Here is a 15,633-nt window from a genome sequence, read left to right as displayed (position 1 = left end):
AACATGCTGTTTTCCTGTGGGTTTACCCCGCTTTCCTGCTGCGGGCGGTCGCTTTTCACCTTTCCGCCCGCCTGCCCCTTGGCTATACCGCGCGCAACCCAGCCAGCCGCAGGAGAACCCCCATGACCATCACCCTTGGTATCAACGGATTTGGCCGCATCGGTCGTTGCACCCTGATGCATATCGCCGAAAGCGCGCGGCAGGATGTGCGCGTGGTCAAACTGAACGCGACCGGACCGCTTGAGACTGCGGCGCATCTGGTGCGCTACGACTCGGTGCATGGCCGTTTCGGGAACCCTGTTACCACCGGCGAGGGCTGGATGGATCTGGGTGCAGGCCGGATCGAGATGATGTCAACCTATAATATGGACGAGTTGGACTGGTCGGGCGTTGATGTCGTGCTGGAATGCACGGGCAATTTCAATGACGGCACAAAGGCCAAGAAACATCTGGAACGCGGCGCGAAGAAGGTGCTGCTATCGGCCCCCGGCAAGAATGTGGACCGGACGGTTGTTTACGGCGTGAATCATGACGCGCTGACTGCGGATGAGGTGATGATCTCGAACGGGTCTTGCACCACGAACTGCCTGGCCCCGCTGGCCAAGGTTCTGAATGACGCCATCGGGATCGAGAGCGGCATTATGACGACAATTCACAGCTATACCGGCGACCAGCCCACGCTGGACCGGCGGCACAATGACCTTTATCGCGCGCGCGCGGCGGCGATGTCGATGATCCCGACCTCGACCGGCGCTGCCAAGGCCTTGGGCGAGGTGCTGCCCGAGTTGAAAGGCAAGCTGGACGGATCAGCCATTCGCGTGCCGACGCCGAATGTCAGCGCCGTCGATCTGACATTCTTGGCAGGCAAGGATGTCACCGTGGCCGATGTGAACGCAATTGTGGCCGAGGCTGCAACAGGGCCGATGAAGGGGATTCTGGGCTATGACCCGGAACCCAAAGTGTCGATTGATTTCAACCATACCGAAGAAAGTTCGATCTTTGCACCCGACCAGACCAAGGTCATCGGGGGGCGACTTGTGCGCGTTCTGGCATGGTATGACAATGAATGGGGCTTTTCCTGCCGCATGGCGGATGTTGCCGCATTGATGGGGCGGCTGGGCTGATCCTTTTGTGAAGGCTTGCACGGATGGGGGGGCTGCGGCATAGCTGTCGCAGCCTTCTTTTTTTCCGACCCCTGCTACAAGGATCGCGCATGACCAACCAGATCGCCATCGGCCTTGGGCTGCTGATCGTTGCCGGTCTCGGTCTTGATGCGGTGCTCTATGATGGCGCGGGGCTGCTGTTTCTGAGCCGCAAGCTGGCTGAACTGATCGAATGGCTGGCCTTCTGGCGCTAGGCGGCTGAGGGGGATCGGGGCTTGCCCCTGATGATATGTTCCCTATCGTGGCGCGACCATACATGATGAAAGGTCCTGCCCATGCAGATGTTGCTGATTGCCCTGTTGCTGATGATCCTGCTCGCGGCAGCGGCACTGGTCTGGTTCACGTGGAATACCAAGCGCGGAGCCGAGATGGCGATACCGCCGCGCGGACAGTTTCTGGATCTACCCGAAGGGCGCATCCATTATACCGACGAGGGCAAAGGCCCTGCGATCATTATGGTGCATGGTCTGGGCGGGCAGATAGGAAACTTTACTCTCGCCCTTAGCGCCCTGTTGACCGACACGAACCGCGTCATCGTGATCGACCGCCCCGGCATGGGCTATTCCGACCGTGCCCCCGACGCGCCAGCCAATCCGCGCGCGCAGGCTGAAACGGTCAGGCAGGTCATCGCGGCGCTGGGGCTGGAGCGTCCGCTGGTTGTGGGGCATTCGCTGGGCGGCGCTATCGCGCTGTGTCTGGCGATGAAGCATCCCGACCAGATCCGCGGACTGGCGCTGCTGGCGCCACTGACCCAGCCACCCAGCGGACCGATCAAAGCGTTCAGTGGGCTTGATATCAAAAGTCCTGCCTTGCGTTTCGCGGTTTCATGGTTGGTCGCAATCCCCGCCTCGATCCGCAGCGCACCCCAGGTGCTGGAACAGATTTTCGGACCCGATCCGGTTCCCGACGATTACGCGGTCAAAGGTGGCGCATTGCTGGGGCTGCGGCCTGCCTCGTTCCGCAATACATCGCGGGATTATCTGGCCTCGGGGCGCGACCTGCGCTGGATGTCGGGACAATATAGCAGTCTGGCTGTGCCGGTGCAGATTCTCTACGGCGCTCAGGACCGCATTCTTGAGGCCGATCTGCATGGCCGCGCGCTGGTCGCGCAGTATCCACATATCGGGCTGGAGGTGATCGAGGGCGGGCATATGCTGCCTGTAACCCGCGCGGACGCATGTGCCGCGTTCATTCGCGCCACGGATGCGGCCATAGCCGAGAGCGCGTAATCACAAAGGCTTGGGTGTTTGCCCCAGCTTGGCGCGCAGGGCGATATTTACGGCGGGCGGTACGAATTTATGCACATCGCCCCCAAGCCGCGCGATTTCCTTGACCAGTTTGCTGGCAATCGCCTGATGCCGCGCTTCGGCCATCAGGAACACCGTCTCGATCGAGCTGTCGAGAACGCGGTTCATGCCGACCATCTGGAATTCATACTCGAAATCAGCCACCGCGCGCAGCCCCCGCACGATCATCTGCGCGCCGACATCACGGGCACAGTCGATCAGCAGGTTCTCAAACGGATGGGCGACGATCTCGGTCCCTGTTTCGACCGACAGGGCCTTGCACTCGGCCTCGATCATGCCGACGCGTTCTTCCAGCGAGAACATCGGCCCCTTGTCGCGGTTGATGGCGACACCGATCACCAACCGGTCCACCAGCGTGGCAGAGCGGCGGATGATATCCATATGCCCGTAGGTGATCGGATCGAAGGTGCCGGGATAAAGTCCGATGCGCATGGGCAGGCTCCGTCTATGGTCTTGCAGTCGTTTCTGCGTCGCACGCAATATTATTGCGCTGATGAATGCAAGCCCAAAAGCTGCAGACCGTCAGTGGCCCATGATCATCCCTTCAAGAGCTGATTTCTCCATCGCAAGCTCGTCGATCCGCGCCTTGACCACATCGCCAATCGTCACGATACCCACCAATGCGCCTGCTTCCGTCACCGGCATGTGACGAAAGCGGCCATCGGTCATACGGGCCAGCACGTCATCCATACTGTCGCCACGCGCGCAGCAGGACGGGTTGCGGGTCATCATATCGCCGACGGTCTCGTTCAGGCAGCCTGCCCCGCGCAGCGCCAGAGATCGCACGATATCGCGTTCCGACAAGATTCCTTCCACCGTGACCCCGTCAGGCGAAACGACAACACCGCCGATCCGCTTATCGGCCAGAATCTGCACAGCATCGGTGATGGCAGTCTCGGCTGTGACGGTCACAACCGAATGGTCGCCTTTCGACTTCAGGATCTGATGTACCAGCATTGATGTTCCTCCTCCTCGGGACGTGCAATAGGTCCAGCGTCCATCAGCCGCGCTGTGCTGTCAAGAAAACCCTGCAAAGAGCGTCCTGTGCGGGCGTCATGTCTCGGCTTCCAGACGCGCGACCTCGCGTCTGAGCCCTTCGGCCAGCGCAAGGGCCAGACGGTTCAGACGGTCCATGCGGCGGTCATCGGCGTGACGGATCAGGTAGAAGCTCCGCGTCAGGCTGATCTGGCTGGGCAAGATCTTGACCAACCCTTTGGCCGAGGGGATCGCGAAGTCATGCACGATGCCCACGCCACCGCCCTGCCTGATCCAGTTGAACTGCACCGACACCGAGTTCGAGGCTAGCTGCACCCGCTCGACCCCGATGCCTGTCAGGTAGTCCAGTTCCTTGTCGAAAATCATATCGGGGATATAGCCGACGATCCGGTGTTGCTTCAGATCATTGAGGGTCTTGATCGAAGGGTTGCGGCGCAGATAGCGGCGCGAGGCAGCCAGATGCAGCTTGTAATCGGTGATCTTCTGCACGGTCAGACGGCCAGCGGCAGGCGGGCTGACACCGATGGCCATATCGGCCTCGCGCTTGGACAGGTTGAAGACACGCGGCAGGGCCACGATCTGCACTTCCAGATCGGGGTTTTCGGCGACGATGGCGGCGCAGACCTGCGGCAACAGGAAATTGGCGCAGCCATCCGGCGCACCGATGCGGATCTGGCCCGACAGCGCGCCCGCCTGCCCTGCCAGTTCCTCGACCGCCGATCCCATCGCCGCCTCGGCCCGTTCTGCATGCGATATAAGCCGCTGGCCTGCATCCGTCATCGCATAGCCTTGGGGAGACTTGGCAAAAAGCGGCGTGCCAAGCCCCTCTTCTAGCCTTGCGATACGACGGCCCACGGTGGCCGGATCGACCTTGAGCAGGCGACCGGCACCAGACAGGCTTTCCGTACGGGCCACCGCCAGAAATATCTTCATGTCATCCCATTGCAGGTCCATACTGTCCCCTTTTGCAAAAATGCAAAACCTTTTTGGAAACTTGCCCCTTTCCACATCAATTATGCAAGCCTATCCTGCGGCCAGATCTCAGGAGGAGTTATCCCATGCAGGAATTGACCCATTACATCGGCGGCGCGCATGTCAAAGGCACGTCGGGCCGTTTTTCCGATATTTACAACCCCGCGACAGGGGAAGTGCAGGCGAAATGCCCGCTGGCCAGCCCCGAGGAACTGGCCCATGCCGTTGAAGTCGCAGCCAAGGCGCAGCCCGCATGGGCAGCCGTGAACCCGCAGCGACGCGCGCGGGTGATGATGAAATTCGTCGATCTGCTGAACCGCGACATGGACAAACTAGCCGAGGCACTGAGCCGCGAGCACGGCAAGACCCTGCCCGATGCTGCCGGTGACGTGCAGCGCGGTCTGGAAGTCGTGGAATATTGCATCGGCGCACCGCAACTGCTGAAGGGTGAATTCACCGACAGCGCCGGCCCCGGTATCGACATGTATTCGATGCGTCAGGCGCTGGGTGTGACAGCGGGCATCACGCCTTTCAACTTTCCGGCCATGATCCCGATGTGGATGTTTGCCCCTGCGATTGCCTGCGGCAACGCCTTCATCCTGAAACCTTCCGAGCGTGATCCGTCCGTGCCGTTGATGCTGGCCGAATTGATGGAAGAAGCAGGCCTGCCCAAAGGTATCCTGCAGGTCGTCAATGGCGACAAGGTGGCCGTGGACGCGATCCTTGACCATCCGGTGATCCAGTCGGTCGGCTTTGTCGGCTCGACCCCGATTGCGGAATATATCTATGGTCGCGGCTGTTCCAACGGCAAGCGCGTGCAGTGCTTCGGTGGTGCCAAGAACCACATGATCATCATGCCCGATGCCGATATGGACCAGGCCGCTGACGCACTGATCGGCGCCGGATATGGCGCAGCGGGCGAGCGTTGCATGGCGATCTCGGTCGCGGTTCCCGTTGGCGATGAAACTGCGGACCGTTTGATCGAGAAGCTGGTTCCGCGCATCGAAGCGCTGAAAGTCGGCCCCTATACGGGTGGCAAAGATGTGGATTACGGCCCTGTCGTGACGGCAGCAGCCAAGGAAAACATCATGCGTCTGGTCCAGTCCGGCATTGATCAGGGCGCTGATCTGGTTGTGGACGGGCGCAACTTCAACCTGCAAGGCTATGAGGACGGCTTTTTCGTTGGCCCGCATCTGTTCGACCGCGTGACCCGCGACATGGATATCTACCAGAAAGAGATCTTCGGCCCCGTTCTGTCCTGTGTGCGCGCACAAAGCTATGAAGAAGCGCTGGGTCTGGCGATGGACCATGAATATGGCAACGGCACCGCGATCTTTACCCGCGACGGCGACGCCGCGCGCGATTTCGCCAACCGTATCAACGTGGGCATGATCGGGATCAACGTGCCGATCCCCGTGCCGCTGGCCTATCACACCTTCGGCGGATGGAAGAAATCAGCCTTTGGCGACCTGAACCAGCACGGTCCGGATGCGTTCAAGTTCTACACGCGCACCAAGACCATCACATCGCGCTGGCCGAGCGGCATCAAGGATGGCGCGGCGTTCAACTTCAAGCCGATGGATTGACCGATACGCGGCCCCCGGTGTGAGTCATAGGGGGCCGTTTTCCTGATGCAGATGCGGTTTTCGGATATTTGCGGCAAGAAGAAGCAGGGGAGGCTTTTTCTGTCGCGGCGCTTGAAAAACTGCTGCAACAGTTCAGAATTAAACACGCGTTCAATTCAGTCGTTTCGGAGGAGACACCCATGGATTTCGCCCTGACCGAGGAACAAGCCGCCATCTTCGACATGGCGCGCGATTTCGGCCAAGAACATATCGCGCCCCATGCCCGCACATGGGAGGCCGCAGGCACGATCCCGAAAGAGTTGTGGCCGCAGGTCGGCGCGCTGGGGTTCGGCGGGCTTTATGTCTCGGAAGAAGGCGGCGGCGCGGGGCTGAGCCGTCTGGACGCGACGCTGGTGTTCGAGGCCTTGAGCATGGCCTGCCCCTCGGTTGCGGCATTCCTGTCGATCCACAACATGTGCGCCAAGATGCTGGACAGTTTCGGATCGGACGCGTTGAAAGCGCGCTTCATGCCGCGCGTGCTGAGCATGGAGACCGTGCTGTCCTACTGCCTGACAGAACCGGGATCGGGATCGGATGCGGCGGCGCTCAAGACACGCGCGGCGCGCAGTAACGAGGGTTATGTGCTGAACGGCACCAAGGCTTTCATCTCGGGTGGCGGCTATTCGGATGCTTATGTGGTGATGGTCCGCACCGGCGATGACGGACCCAAGGGCGTGTCTACGGTAGTTGTCGAAGATGGTGCGAAAGGGCTGAGCTTCGGCGGGCTTGAGGACAAGATGGGATGGCGCAGCCAGCCCACGCGGCAGGTGCAGTTTGATGATTGCATGGTGCCTGCGGAAAATCTGGTGGGCGAGGAAGGGCGCGGTTTTTCCTATGCGATGATGGGACTGGACGGCGGGCGGCTGAATATCGCGGCCTGTTCGGTCGGGGCTGCCCAGACAGCGCTGGACCTGACACTGAACTATATGGGCGAGCGCAAGGCCTTCGGCAAACCCATTGACCAGTTTCAGGGCCTGCAATTCCGGCTGGCCGATATGGAAATCGAATTGCAGGCGGCCCGCGTGTTCCTGCGTCAGGCAGCATGGAAACTGGACACCGGCGCGCCCGATGCCACGAAATACTGCGCCATGGCCAAGAAATTCGTGACCGAGGCGGGCAGCCGTATCGTGAACCAGTGCCTGCAACTGCATGGCGGCTATGGCTATCTGGCCGATTACGGCATCGAGAAACTTGTCCGCGATCTGCGCGTCCACGAGATTCTGGAAGGCACCAACGAGATCATGCGCGTGATCGTCGCGCGGCAGATGCTGGCAGACAGATGAGCGAAATCGAGATCAGGGTCGAGGGGCGCGCGGGCCGTATCACGCTGACACGGCCACAGGCGCTTAATGCGCTGACCTATGACATGGTGCTGGCGGTCGAGGCGGCGCTGGATGCGTGGCGCGATGATGAAGGCGTGGCGCTGGTTCTGCTGGATGCTGCGGGTGACAAGGCGTTTTGTGCGGGCGGCGATATCGCGGCGCTCTATGCCAGCGGGACGGCGGGCGATTTTGCCTTTGGGCGGCGGTTCTGGGCGGACGAGTACCGTGTGAATGCGAAACTGGCCGAGTACCCCAAGCCCGTTGTCAGCTTGATGCAGGGCTTCACAATGGGCGGCGGTGTCGGTCTGGGTTGTCACGCCAGCCACCGCGTGGTGGGAGAGACAAGCCGCATCTCGATGCCCGAATGCGGGATCGGTCTGGTGCCCGATGTTGGCGGCTCGCTTTTGCTGGCCCGCGCGCCGGGACGGTTGGGGTCCTATCTGGGGCTGACAGCGGCACGGCTGGAGAACGGCGATGTGATTGCGGCGGGATTCGCCGATCATTTTATCCCGCAAGCCGCATGGCCGGAACTGGTAGCAACCCTTTGCCGGACCGGCGATCCCGAGGCGGTCGCGCAGGCCAGCGAAGAGGCCCCGCAAGGGCCGCTAAGCGCCTCTGCCGTGCTGATCGACCGGTTGTTCCACAGTGACAGCCTTGCAGATATCCTTGCGGTATTGCGCGCGGATGACAGCGATTTTGCCGCATCCGTCCTAAAAGCTGTGACCCGCAATTCCCCGCTGGCCATGGCCTGCACGCTTGAGATGCTGGCGCGGTTGCGGGGGACGGATGCCACCATCCGCACCGCACTTGATCTGGAATACCGCGTCACATGGCGCGCGATGGAACATGGTGATTTCCTTGAAGGTATCCGCGCGGCTATCATCGACAAGGACCGCAAGCCGGTCTGGAAACACGGGATCGACACCCTGCCGCCGCAGGCGGTTGCGGATATGCTCGCGCCACTTGGCGACAATGCCCTCACATTCTGAAAGGACCATGACATGAAAATCGGATTTATCGGGCTTGGCAATATGGGCGCGCCGATGGCGGCCAATCTGGTCAAGGCAGGGCACGAGGTGACCGGCTTCGATGCTGCCGGTGTGACGGTTACGGGCGTGCAGGCTGCAAGCTCGTCTTCCGCTGCGGCGACAGGTGCGGATGTGGTGATCACGATGCTGCCCAATGGCGCGATCCTGCGCAGTGTGGCTGACGAGGTGATCCCCGTCATGTCGAAGGGCGCGGCCTTGGTAGATTGCTCGACCGTCGATGTGGACAGCGCCCGCGCCGTGGCTGCGCAGGCGGAAGCGGCTGGGTTGCTGGCGGTGGATGCGCCAGTCTCGGGCGGCACCGGCGGGGCGACCGCGGGCACGCTGACCTTCATGGCAGGTGGCACGGATGCAGCCTTTGCCAAGGCCAAGCCCCTGTTCGACATCATGGGCCAGAAAGCCGTGCATTGCGGCGATGCGGGCGCGGGACAGGCTGCCAAGATCTGCAATAACATGATTTTGGGCGTGACCATGATCGCCACCTGCGAGGCCTTTGCCTTGGCCGACAAGCTGGGGCTGGACCGGCAAAAGATGTTCGACGTGGTCTCGACCTCCTCGGGCTATAGCTGGACGATGAATGCCTACTGCCCTGCACCGGGTGTCGGGCCGCAAAGCCCTGCGGATAACGGCTACCAGCCCGGATTTGCAGCCGAGTTGATGCTGAAAGACCTGCGCCTGTCGCAGCAGGCGGCACAATCCGCAGATGCAGATACGCCGATGGGACAGGCTGCAGCCGCGCTTTATGCCCAGTTCGTCGAGGCCGAGGATGGCAAAGGCAAGGATTTCAGCGCCATGTTGCCACGTTTCGAAAAACGCGGACGCGGATGATCACGTAAAAGTGTCGCGGTCAGGGATGATTGCGGCGCTAGCCAGACGGGTTCCCTTTGGTTATATTAAGTTATCGGAATATTTAATCCAGAGGCTATAATGACCAAGAATGTCGGCGGCATTGACCGTATCGCGCGCATCGTGTTGGGCCTTGCCCTGCTGTTGGGCTTTTTCCTGAATGACGAGGGCGCCTATCGCTGGCTCTACCTGCTGGGTCTGCCGATCCTGCTGACCGGTGTGTTCCAGACCTGTTTTGCCTATAAACTGCTGGGTCTGAACACCTGCCCGATGAAGAAGTAAGATCCTGACGGATTGAAGCGGACCGCTGCCCTGCGGCGCGGGGGGTTGATGTTGCGGGCCCCTCAGCTTACTCGGCAGCGACCTTGCGGCCTGCCAACATCTGCTTGAGGTAATGACCTGTATGGCTGCGCGGTTCGTCGGCCACCTGTTCGGGCGTGCCCGTTGCCACCAACTCGCCCCCGCCATCGCCGCCTTCGGGGCCGATGTCGATGATCCAGTCGGCGGTTTTGACCACGTCAAGGTTGTGTTCGATCACGATCACCGAATTGCCCTGATCGACCAGTTCGTGCAGCACTTCCAGCAGTTTGCGTACATCCTCGAAATGCAGGCCGGTGGTCGGCTCGTCCAGGATATAAAGCGTCCGACCCGTCGAGCGTTTGGCAAGTTCCTTGGACAGTTTCACGCGCTGCGCCTCGCCACCTGACAGGGTCGTCGCTTGTTGGCCCACCTTGATATAGCCAAGGCCGACACGCATCAACGCATCCATCTTTTCTCGGATGGAAGGCACCGCCTTGAAAAAGTCCTGCGCGTCTTCCACTGTCATATCGAGCACATCGGCGATGCTTTTGCCTTTGAACTTCACCTCCAGAGTCTCGCGGTTGTAGCGCGCACCCTTGCAGGTTTCGCATTCCACGTAGACGTCGGGCAGGAAATGCATCTCGATCTTGATGACACCGTCGCCCTGACAGGCCTCGCAGCGGCCCCCCTTGACGTTGAAACTGAAGCGCCCCGGTTTGTAGCCGCGCGCCTTGGCCTCGGGCAGGCCCGCGAACCAGTCGCGGATCGGGGTGAAGGCCCCTGTATAGGTGGCAGGGTTCGAGCGCGGCGTACGTCCGATAGGACGCTGGTCGATGTCGATGACCTTGTCCAGATGTTCAAGCCCCTTGATCGTCTCGCAGGGCGCAGGTGTCTGGCGTGCGCCGTTCAGTTGCATCGAGGCGGTCTTGAACAAAGTCTCGATGGTCAGCGTCGATTTGCCCCCGCCCGATACGCCGGTGACACAGACGAATTTCGCCAGCGGGAAATCCACCGTCAGATCATGCAGGTTATTGCCCGAGGCTTTGACCACGGTGATCTTCCTTTTGTTCCCCGTGCGCCGTTTGGCCGGCACCGCAATCTCGCGTGCGCCGGACAGGTATTGCCCCGTCAGGCTGGCAGGATCGGCGATGATATCGGCGGGCGTGCCATGCGACACGACCTGCCCGCCATGCACCCCTGCCCCCGGACCGATATCGAAGACATAGTCGGCCATGCGGATCGCTTCTTCGTCATGCTCCACAACGATCACGCTATTGCCCTGATCGCGCAGGTTTTTCAGCGTACCCAGCAGGCGGTCGTTGTCGCGCTGGTGCAACCCGATGGAGGGCTCGTCCAGCACGTAAAGCACCCCCGTCAGCCCGCTGCCGATCTGGCTGGCAAGGCGGATACGCTGGCTTTCACCGCCTGACAGGGTGCCTGCATTGCGCGACAGGGTCAGGTATTCCAAGCCCACGTTGTTCAGAAAGCCAAGACGCTCGCGAATTTCCTTGAGAATGGCGCGGGCGATTTCGTTCTTCTGGGCGGTCAGATGCTGTGGAACAGTCTGGCACCAGTCGAATGCCTCGCGGATCGACATTTGCACCACCTGTCCCACATGCCTGAGCTGGTCCGGCCCGCCCTTGGCAGGGCCGATCCGCACCGCCAGCGCCTCGGGCCGCAGGCGGTAGCCGCCGCAAGCTCCGCAGGCACGATTGTTCTGGTAACGCTCGAATTCTTCCCTGATCCACGCACTATCTGTCTCGCGGTAGCGGCGTTCCATATTGGGGATGACGCCTTCGAACACGCGGCTGACCTGATAGACACGCCCCCCTTCGTCATAGCGAAAGGCGATTTCCTCGCCGGCCGAGCCATAGAGGAAAACCTGCTGCACATGTTCGGGCAAGTCTTTCCATTTGGCGTTCTTGTCAAATTCGTAATGCTTGGCAATCGCCTCGATCGTCTGGGTGAAGTAGGGGCTTTTGCCCTTTCGCCACGGGGCCAGCGCACCATCGCTGATTTTCAGGTTCTGGTCCGGCACGACAAGGCGCTCGTCGAAGAACAGCTCGACCCCCAGACCATCGCAGACGGGACAGGCCCCGAAAGGTGCGTTGAAGGAGAACAGGCGCGGTTCGATTTCAGGAATAGTGAAACCGCTGACTGGGCAGGCGAATTTCTCGGAAAAGGTGATGCGCTGTGTCTCATCGGCCGCTACCACGCCCTCTGCGCCTTGCGAGGGGGATGCGGCCGCATCCGAGATGCCCCCCTGCGGCACGATTTCCAGCACCGCGATCCCGTCAGCCAGATCCAGTGCCGTGCGGAAGCTGTCGGCCAGCCGTGTCTCTAACCCCTCTCGCACCACAAGACGGTCAACCACCACGTCAATATCGTGGCGGAATTTCTTGTCCAGCGTGGGCGGCTCGTCCAGTTCGTAGAACTGCCCGTCCACCTTCACGCGTTGGAAACCCTGCTTGCGCAGTTCAAGAAATTCCTTGCGATACTCGCCCTTGCGATCCCGCACGATGGGGGCCAGCAGATAGGCGCGGGTATCCTCGGGCATGGCCATGACACGATCGACCATGTCTTGCACCTGCTGCGCCTCGATCGGCAGGCCGGTGGCGGGGCTGTAGGGCGTGCCGACCCGCGCGAATAGCAAGCGCATATAGTCGTAGATTTCGGTAACCGTGCCGACGGTGGAACGCGGATTCTTGCTTGTCGTTTTCTGCTCAATGGAGATTGCGGGGCTAAGGCCGCTGATATGATCCACATCAGGTTTCTGCATCATATCAAGGAACTGGCGGGCATAGGCCGACAGGCTTTCGACATAGCGGCGCTGTCCTTCGGCATAGATCGTGTCAAAGGCCAGACTGGATTTGCCCGACCCCGACAGGCCGGTGATCACCACAAGCTGGTCGCGCGGAATATCCACGTCGATATTCTTGAGGTTGTGTTCCCGCGCACCGCGCACTTCGATTTTCTTGAGATCAGCCATTATTGCCCCCGTTCAGCCAGCTATAGATAGTGGAGCGTGACTGAGTCTCCAATGCAAAGTTAAGAACAAGTCAAGAACATCCGGAATTAGCCCGGAATGCAAGCGTTGCGTGGGACCTCAAAACTGCATGGTTTTTGAACAAAACAGGCAAAGTCCCGGCAGGATCACCTTTATGCATTCCATTTTATGTATTCCATTTTTGGAATTTATTAGATATGCCCCACTTGCCAGGGCCGGAAGGCCCCTCCACATAGGTATATCGCATTTTCCAGTCCAGAGGACCTTCACCATGTTCGGTTTCAAACGCCAGACTGCCACTGCCCTGACCATTTCCGATGTGATCGCCCGCATCGACGCCGGCGAGATGACGCTGGTCGATGTGCGCGATCATTCTGAATTGGCCCAGACAGGGCGCGCCGAAGGGGCGCTGCATATCCCGCTGATGCGCCTGTCGATGGTGGCTGATCCGCGCCATCCCGATTTCAATGCGGCTTTAGCGCCGGATAAACCCGTTGCCATCTACTGTGCCTCGGGTGCCCGGTCCGGGATGGCTGCAAATATCCTCAAGAAACTTGGCTATCGCGAGACACATAACCTTGGCGGGTTGCATCATTGGGCCGCCGCGGGTGGCACCGTAACCCGCTGACGCGATACGCATTGCGGCAATCAAGAACCTTGTGCCAGTCCCTGATATCGGCGCATGGCCGGCAGACGGGTTCAGGCATCACTCTGGCTCAACACGACAACAGCGGTGATCGCGAGGGTCAGGCCGATCACCTCGCGCCAGCCCATTGCTTCCTTGAAGACAAAGAACCCCATCATGGTCAGCAGAACCAGAGTGGATGCGCTATACATGACCCCGATCATCGCAAGAGAGTGGCTTTTCATCAGGAAGAACCAGCCCACAGCCGGAATGCCATACAGAAGTGCGCCGATCACAAACCAGGTCGAGTAGATGCCCGTTTCCTTGTTCGTTGCCAGTTTGATGCAGTAGTCACCCAAAAGAGTCAGAACAGTAATTGTCGCTAAAAGCGAAACAGAAATCCACATGGCCAATCCTCGATCAAAAGTTTGTTTTTCAATAGCGTTCTACTCGCCACACTGCGGATCGGGGAAATTCCGACCGTCTCAAAGCAAAGGCAGCGATCTCTTTTTCGGAACGATCAACCCTCCGGAATGCGGGCCTGATCGGGATCATATCAATGCAAAATACCTTCCCACCTGATCCTGAATGGAAAGGGTGCCATTTAATCCAGCGTACGGTTTGTCCTGTCTGTCTGATAAGGTGGGCGCCAAGGCCCGCCTTGTCTGGATAATGTCCGATACACCGCAACAACACCCTGCCTGACGGCGTATCCGGGTTTATTGCCTCGAATGCTTGGCCGCGCGGCAATCGCACGACGGAAAATACAGCCTTTTCAAGTTGGAGCGACCTGAAATTGACCGGCCTTGCCCCGCATGCTGAAAAATTAAATTATAAAATCCGTTCGATCAAGGACAGATTATGTCCGCCCGCGCAAATACGATTCTCTTGCACAACCAGCGCGCGGATAGGCTGACAACGTCCCGACCCGTGAATGCAGGGGCTAGACCTTGAAAGACCGACCCGCTTGCAACATGCAGTGCTCAGTAATGCAGCGCCCGTCCGTAGGCATCCAGAACGGATTCATGCATCATCTCGGACAGGGTCGGATGCGGGAAGACCGTGTTCATCAGGTCTTCCTCTGTTGTTTCCAAAGTGCGCCCAATCACATAACCCTGAATCAGTTCGGTCACTTCCGCGCCGACCATATGCGCCCCCAGAAGCTCACCTGTCTTGGCGTCGAAGATCGTTTTGATGATGCCTTCTGCCTCACCCAGCGCAATCGCCTTGCCATTGCCGATGAAGGGGAACCGGCCCACCTTGATGTCATAGCCTGCGGCCTTCGCCTTGGCTTCGGTCAGACCGACGCTGGCAATCTGGGGCTGGCAATAGGTGCAACCCGCGATGCTATCGGGTTTGACGGGATGCGGATGTTGGCCCGCGATCAGTTCTGCGACCATTACGCCTTCATGGCTGGCCTTATGCGCCAGCCAGGGCGCGCCTGCGATATCACCGATGGCGAACAGCCCGTCCACGCCGGTGCGGCAATATTCATCCGTCACCACATGGGTGCGGTCGATCTTGACGCCCAGTTCTTCCAGCCCCAAGCCTTCGGTATTGCCGACGATGCCCACAGCAGAAATGACCGTGTCAAAGGTCAGCTTTTCGACCTTGCCGCCGGTTTCGATATGCGCGGTCACGCTGCCCTTGCCGCGGTCCAACTGCTTGACAGTGGATTTCTCCATGATTGTCATGCCCTGCTTCTGGAAGGATTTGCGCGCGAATGTCGCAATCTCCTCGTCCTCGACCGGAAGAATCCGGTCCATCACCTCGACCACCGTGGTTTCAGCCCCCAGCGTGTTGTAGAAGCTTGCAAATTCGATACCGATCGCGCCCGACCCGATGACCAGCAGCTTTTTCGGCATATGCGGCGGCACCAGCGCGTGACGGTAGGACCAGACCATATCGCCATCTGCCTCAAGCCCCGGCAATTCGCGGGCGCGCGCCCCTGTCGCCAGCACGATATGCGGCGCGGTCAGGTCCTCGGTTCCCTTGTCTGTCTTGACGGTCACGCGGCCATTGGCGGGGATCGTCGCATCGCCCATCACCACCGTGATCTTGTTCTTCTTCATCAGATGCCCGATGCCCGAGGACAACTGCTTGGCCACCCCGCGCGAGCGTTTGACGACCGCATCCAGATCATAGGTGATTTTCTCGGCCCCAAGTCCGAATTCCTTGGCGCGGTGCATCAGGTGGAACACTTCCGAAGAGCGCAACATCGCCTTGGTCGGAATGCAGCCCCAGTTAAGGCAGATGCCGCCCAGATTTTCGCGCTCGACAATGACGACCTTGAGGCCCAGTTGCGCGGCACGGATCGCCGCAACATAGCCTCCCGGCCCTGCGCCGATCACGATCAGATCAAATGCTTTGGCTGACATGCGCCCCTCCGATTCCAAAATTAGTTTGACGTTAAACTAATTTTGG

15 protein-coding genes are annotated in these 15,633 nt (G+C 59.9%); 9 read left to right on the top strand and 6 right to left on the bottom strand.

The window, feature by feature from the left end:
- The first annotated feature begins 122 nt into the window (after positions 1 to 122).
- The 3 genes from gap (at position 123) to K7H22_RS00770 (ending at position 2,392) form a co-directional block, all read left to right on the top strand.
- Entirely contained in the window at positions 123 to 1,124 is a 1,002-nt protein-coding gene (gene gap / locus K7H22_RS00780) for a type I glyceraldehyde-3-phosphate dehydrogenase (RefSeq protein ID WP_230798615.1), read from the top strand.
- Between the two features lie 89 nt (positions 1,125 to 1,213).
- The gene (locus K7H22_RS00775; protein WP_230798613.1) at positions 1,214 to 1,357 is read left to right on the top strand and encodes a hypothetical protein; all 144 of its coding nucleotides are present in this window, start codon (positions 1,214 to 1,216) and stop codon (positions 1,355 to 1,357) included.
- A gap of 81 nt (positions 1,358 to 1,438) precedes the next feature.
- A complete protein-coding gene (locus K7H22_RS00770) occupies positions 1,439 to 2,392 on the top strand; it encodes an alpha/beta fold hydrolase (protein ID WP_230798611.1) in 954 nt (317 codons plus the stop codon).
- Here the strand turns inward: K7H22_RS00770 and coaD are convergent, their stop codons facing one another.
- The 3 genes from coaD to K7H22_RS00755 all read right to left on the bottom strand — a co-directional run bounded on the left by coaD (position 2,393) and on the right by K7H22_RS00755 (position 4,420).
- A complete protein-coding gene (gene coaD / locus K7H22_RS00765; RefSeq protein ID WP_230798609.1) occupies positions 2,393 to 2,902 on the bottom strand; it encodes a pantetheine-phosphate adenylyltransferase in 510 nt (169 codons plus the stop codon). It abuts the gene before it with no gap.
- Positions 2,903 to 2,992: 90 nt separating this feature from the next.
- Entirely contained in the window at positions 2,993 to 3,427 is a 435-nt protein-coding gene (locus tag K7H22_RS00760; protein WP_230798608.1) for a CBS domain-containing protein, read from the bottom strand.
- A gap of 96 nt (positions 3,428 to 3,523) precedes the next feature.
- On the bottom strand, positions 3,524 to 4,420 hold the full coding sequence (locus K7H22_RS00755; RefSeq protein WP_230798606.1) for a LysR family transcriptional regulator: 897 nt from the start codon (positions 4,418 to 4,420) through the stop codon (positions 3,524 to 3,526).
- A gap of 104 nt (positions 4,421 to 4,524) precedes the next feature.
- Here K7H22_RS00755 and K7H22_RS00750 point away from each other — a divergent pair, with 104 nt between their 5' ends.
- From K7H22_RS00750 to K7H22_RS00730, 5 genes are all read left to right on the top strand, one after another.
- The gene (locus K7H22_RS00750) at positions 4,525 to 6,024 is read left to right on the top strand and encodes a CoA-acylating methylmalonate-semialdehyde dehydrogenase (protein ID WP_230798604.1); all 1,500 of its coding nucleotides are present in this window, start codon (positions 4,525 to 4,527) and stop codon (positions 6,022 to 6,024) included.
- Positions 6,025 to 6,203: 179 nt separating this feature from the next.
- On the top strand, positions 6,204 to 7,346 hold the full coding sequence (locus K7H22_RS00745; RefSeq protein ID WP_230798602.1) for an acyl-CoA dehydrogenase family protein: 1,143 nt from the start codon (positions 6,204 to 6,206) through the stop codon (positions 7,344 to 7,346).
- On the top strand, positions 7,343 to 8,374 hold the full coding sequence (locus K7H22_RS00740; protein ID WP_230798600.1) for an enoyl-CoA hydratase/isomerase family protein: 1,032 nt from the start codon (positions 7,343 to 7,345) through the stop codon (positions 8,372 to 8,374). The genes K7H22_RS00745 and K7H22_RS00740 overlap by 4 nt, the downstream gene beginning before the upstream one ends.
- Before the next feature lie 12 nt (positions 8,375 to 8,386).
- Positions 8,387 to 9,259, top strand: a complete 873-nt coding sequence (gene mmsB, locus K7H22_RS00735) for a 3-hydroxyisobutyrate dehydrogenase (RefSeq protein ID WP_230798599.1) — start codon at positions 8,387 to 8,389, stop codon at positions 9,257 to 9,259.
- A gap of 99 nt (positions 9,260 to 9,358) precedes the next feature.
- Positions 9,359 to 9,559 carry a YgaP family membrane protein gene (locus K7H22_RS00730; RefSeq protein ID WP_269062963.1) on the top strand — a complete coding sequence of 67 codons (201 nt, stop codon included), beginning with the start codon at positions 9,359 to 9,361 and terminating at the stop codon, positions 9,557 to 9,559.
- A 67-nt stretch (positions 9,560 to 9,626) separates the two neighbouring features.
- On the opposite strand, the gene uvrA is transcribed toward K7H22_RS00730, so the two are convergent.
- A complete protein-coding gene (gene uvrA / locus K7H22_RS00725) occupies positions 9,627 to 12,566 on the bottom strand; it encodes an excinuclease ABC subunit UvrA (RefSeq protein ID WP_230798598.1) in 2,940 nt (979 codons plus the stop codon).
- 289 nt (positions 12,567 to 12,855) lie between these two features.
- Here uvrA and K7H22_RS00720 point away from each other — a divergent pair, with 289 nt between their 5' ends.
- Positions 12,856 to 13,212: a rhodanese-like domain-containing protein gene (locus K7H22_RS00720; RefSeq protein ID WP_230798597.1), complete on the top strand. Its 357-nt coding sequence runs from the start codon at positions 12,856 to 12,858 to the stop codon at positions 13,210 to 13,212.
- A 71-nt stretch (positions 13,213 to 13,283) separates the two neighbouring features.
- On the opposite strand, the gene K7H22_RS00715 is transcribed toward K7H22_RS00720, so the two are convergent.
- Together K7H22_RS00715 and lpdA are read right to left on the bottom strand one after the other, a co-directional pair.
- Positions 13,284 to 13,616 carry a hypothetical protein gene (locus K7H22_RS00715; RefSeq protein WP_230798595.1) on the bottom strand — a complete coding sequence of 111 codons (333 nt, stop codon included), beginning with the start codon at positions 13,614 to 13,616 and terminating at the stop codon, positions 13,284 to 13,286.
- Between the two features lie 576 nt (positions 13,617 to 14,192).
- Positions 14,193 to 15,587: a dihydrolipoyl dehydrogenase gene (lpdA, locus tag K7H22_RS00710; protein ID WP_230798594.1), complete on the bottom strand. Its 1,395-nt coding sequence runs from the start codon at positions 15,585 to 15,587 to the stop codon at positions 14,193 to 14,195.
- Positions 15,588 to 15,633: the final 46 nt, after the last annotated feature.

Origin of the sequence: Seohaeicola saemankumensis, from assembly GCF_021021435.1 — a bacterium.
GTDB lineage: Bacteria > Pseudomonadota > Alphaproteobacteria > Rhodobacterales > Rhodobacteraceae > Seohaeicola.
This window is presented reverse-complemented; position numbering and strand designations above follow the sequence as displayed.

Bases quoted from the DNA above. Each gene is read 5' to 3' on its own strand.
- gap (WP_230798615.1), top strand. From the start codon at position 123: ATGACCATCACCCTTGGTATCAACGGATTTGGCCGCATCGGTCGTTGC.
- K7H22_RS00775 (WP_230798613.1), top strand. From the start codon at position 1,214: ATGACCAACCAGATCGCCATCGGCCTTGGGCTGCTGATCGTTGCCGGT.
- K7H22_RS00770 (WP_230798611.1), top strand. From the start codon at position 1,439: ATGCAGATGTTGCTGATTGCCCTGTTGCTGATGATCCTGCTCGCGGCA.
- coaD (WP_230798609.1), bottom strand. From the start codon at position 2,902: ATGCGCATCGGACTTTATCCCGGCACCTTCGATCCGATCACCTACGGG.
- K7H22_RS00760 (WP_230798608.1), bottom strand. From the start codon at position 3,427: ATGCTGGTACATCAGATCCTGAAGTCGAAAGGCGACCATTCGGTTGTG.
- K7H22_RS00755 (WP_230798606.1), bottom strand. From the start codon at position 4,420: ATGGACCTGCAATGGGATGACATGAAGATATTTCTGGCGGTGGCCCGT.
- K7H22_RS00750 (WP_230798604.1), top strand. From the start codon at position 4,525: ATGCAGGAATTGACCCATTACATCGGCGGCGCGCATGTCAAAGGCACG.
- K7H22_RS00745 (WP_230798602.1), top strand. From the start codon at position 6,204: ATGGATTTCGCCCTGACCGAGGAACAAGCCGCCATCTTCGACATGGCG.
- K7H22_RS00740 (WP_230798600.1), top strand. From the start codon at position 7,343: ATGAGCGAAATCGAGATCAGGGTCGAGGGGCGCGCGGGCCGTATCACG.
- mmsB (WP_230798599.1), top strand. From the start codon at position 8,387: ATGAAAATCGGATTTATCGGGCTTGGCAATATGGGCGCGCCGATGGCG.
- K7H22_RS00730 (WP_269062963.1), top strand. From the start codon at position 9,359: ATGACCAAGAATGTCGGCGGCATTGACCGTATCGCGCGCATCGTGTTG.
- uvrA (WP_230798598.1), bottom strand. From the start codon at position 12,566: ATGGCTGATCTCAAGAAAATCGAAGTGCGCGGTGCGCGGGAACACAAC.
- K7H22_RS00720 (WP_230798597.1), top strand. From the start codon at position 12,856: ATGTTCGGTTTCAAACGCCAGACTGCCACTGCCCTGACCATTTCCGAT.
- K7H22_RS00715 (WP_230798595.1), bottom strand. From the start codon at position 13,616: ATGTGGATTTCTGTTTCGCTTTTAGCGACAATTACTGTTCTGACTCTT.
- lpdA (WP_230798594.1), bottom strand. From the start codon at position 15,587: ATGTCAGCCAAAGCATTTGATCTGATCGTGATCGGCGCAGGGCCGGGA.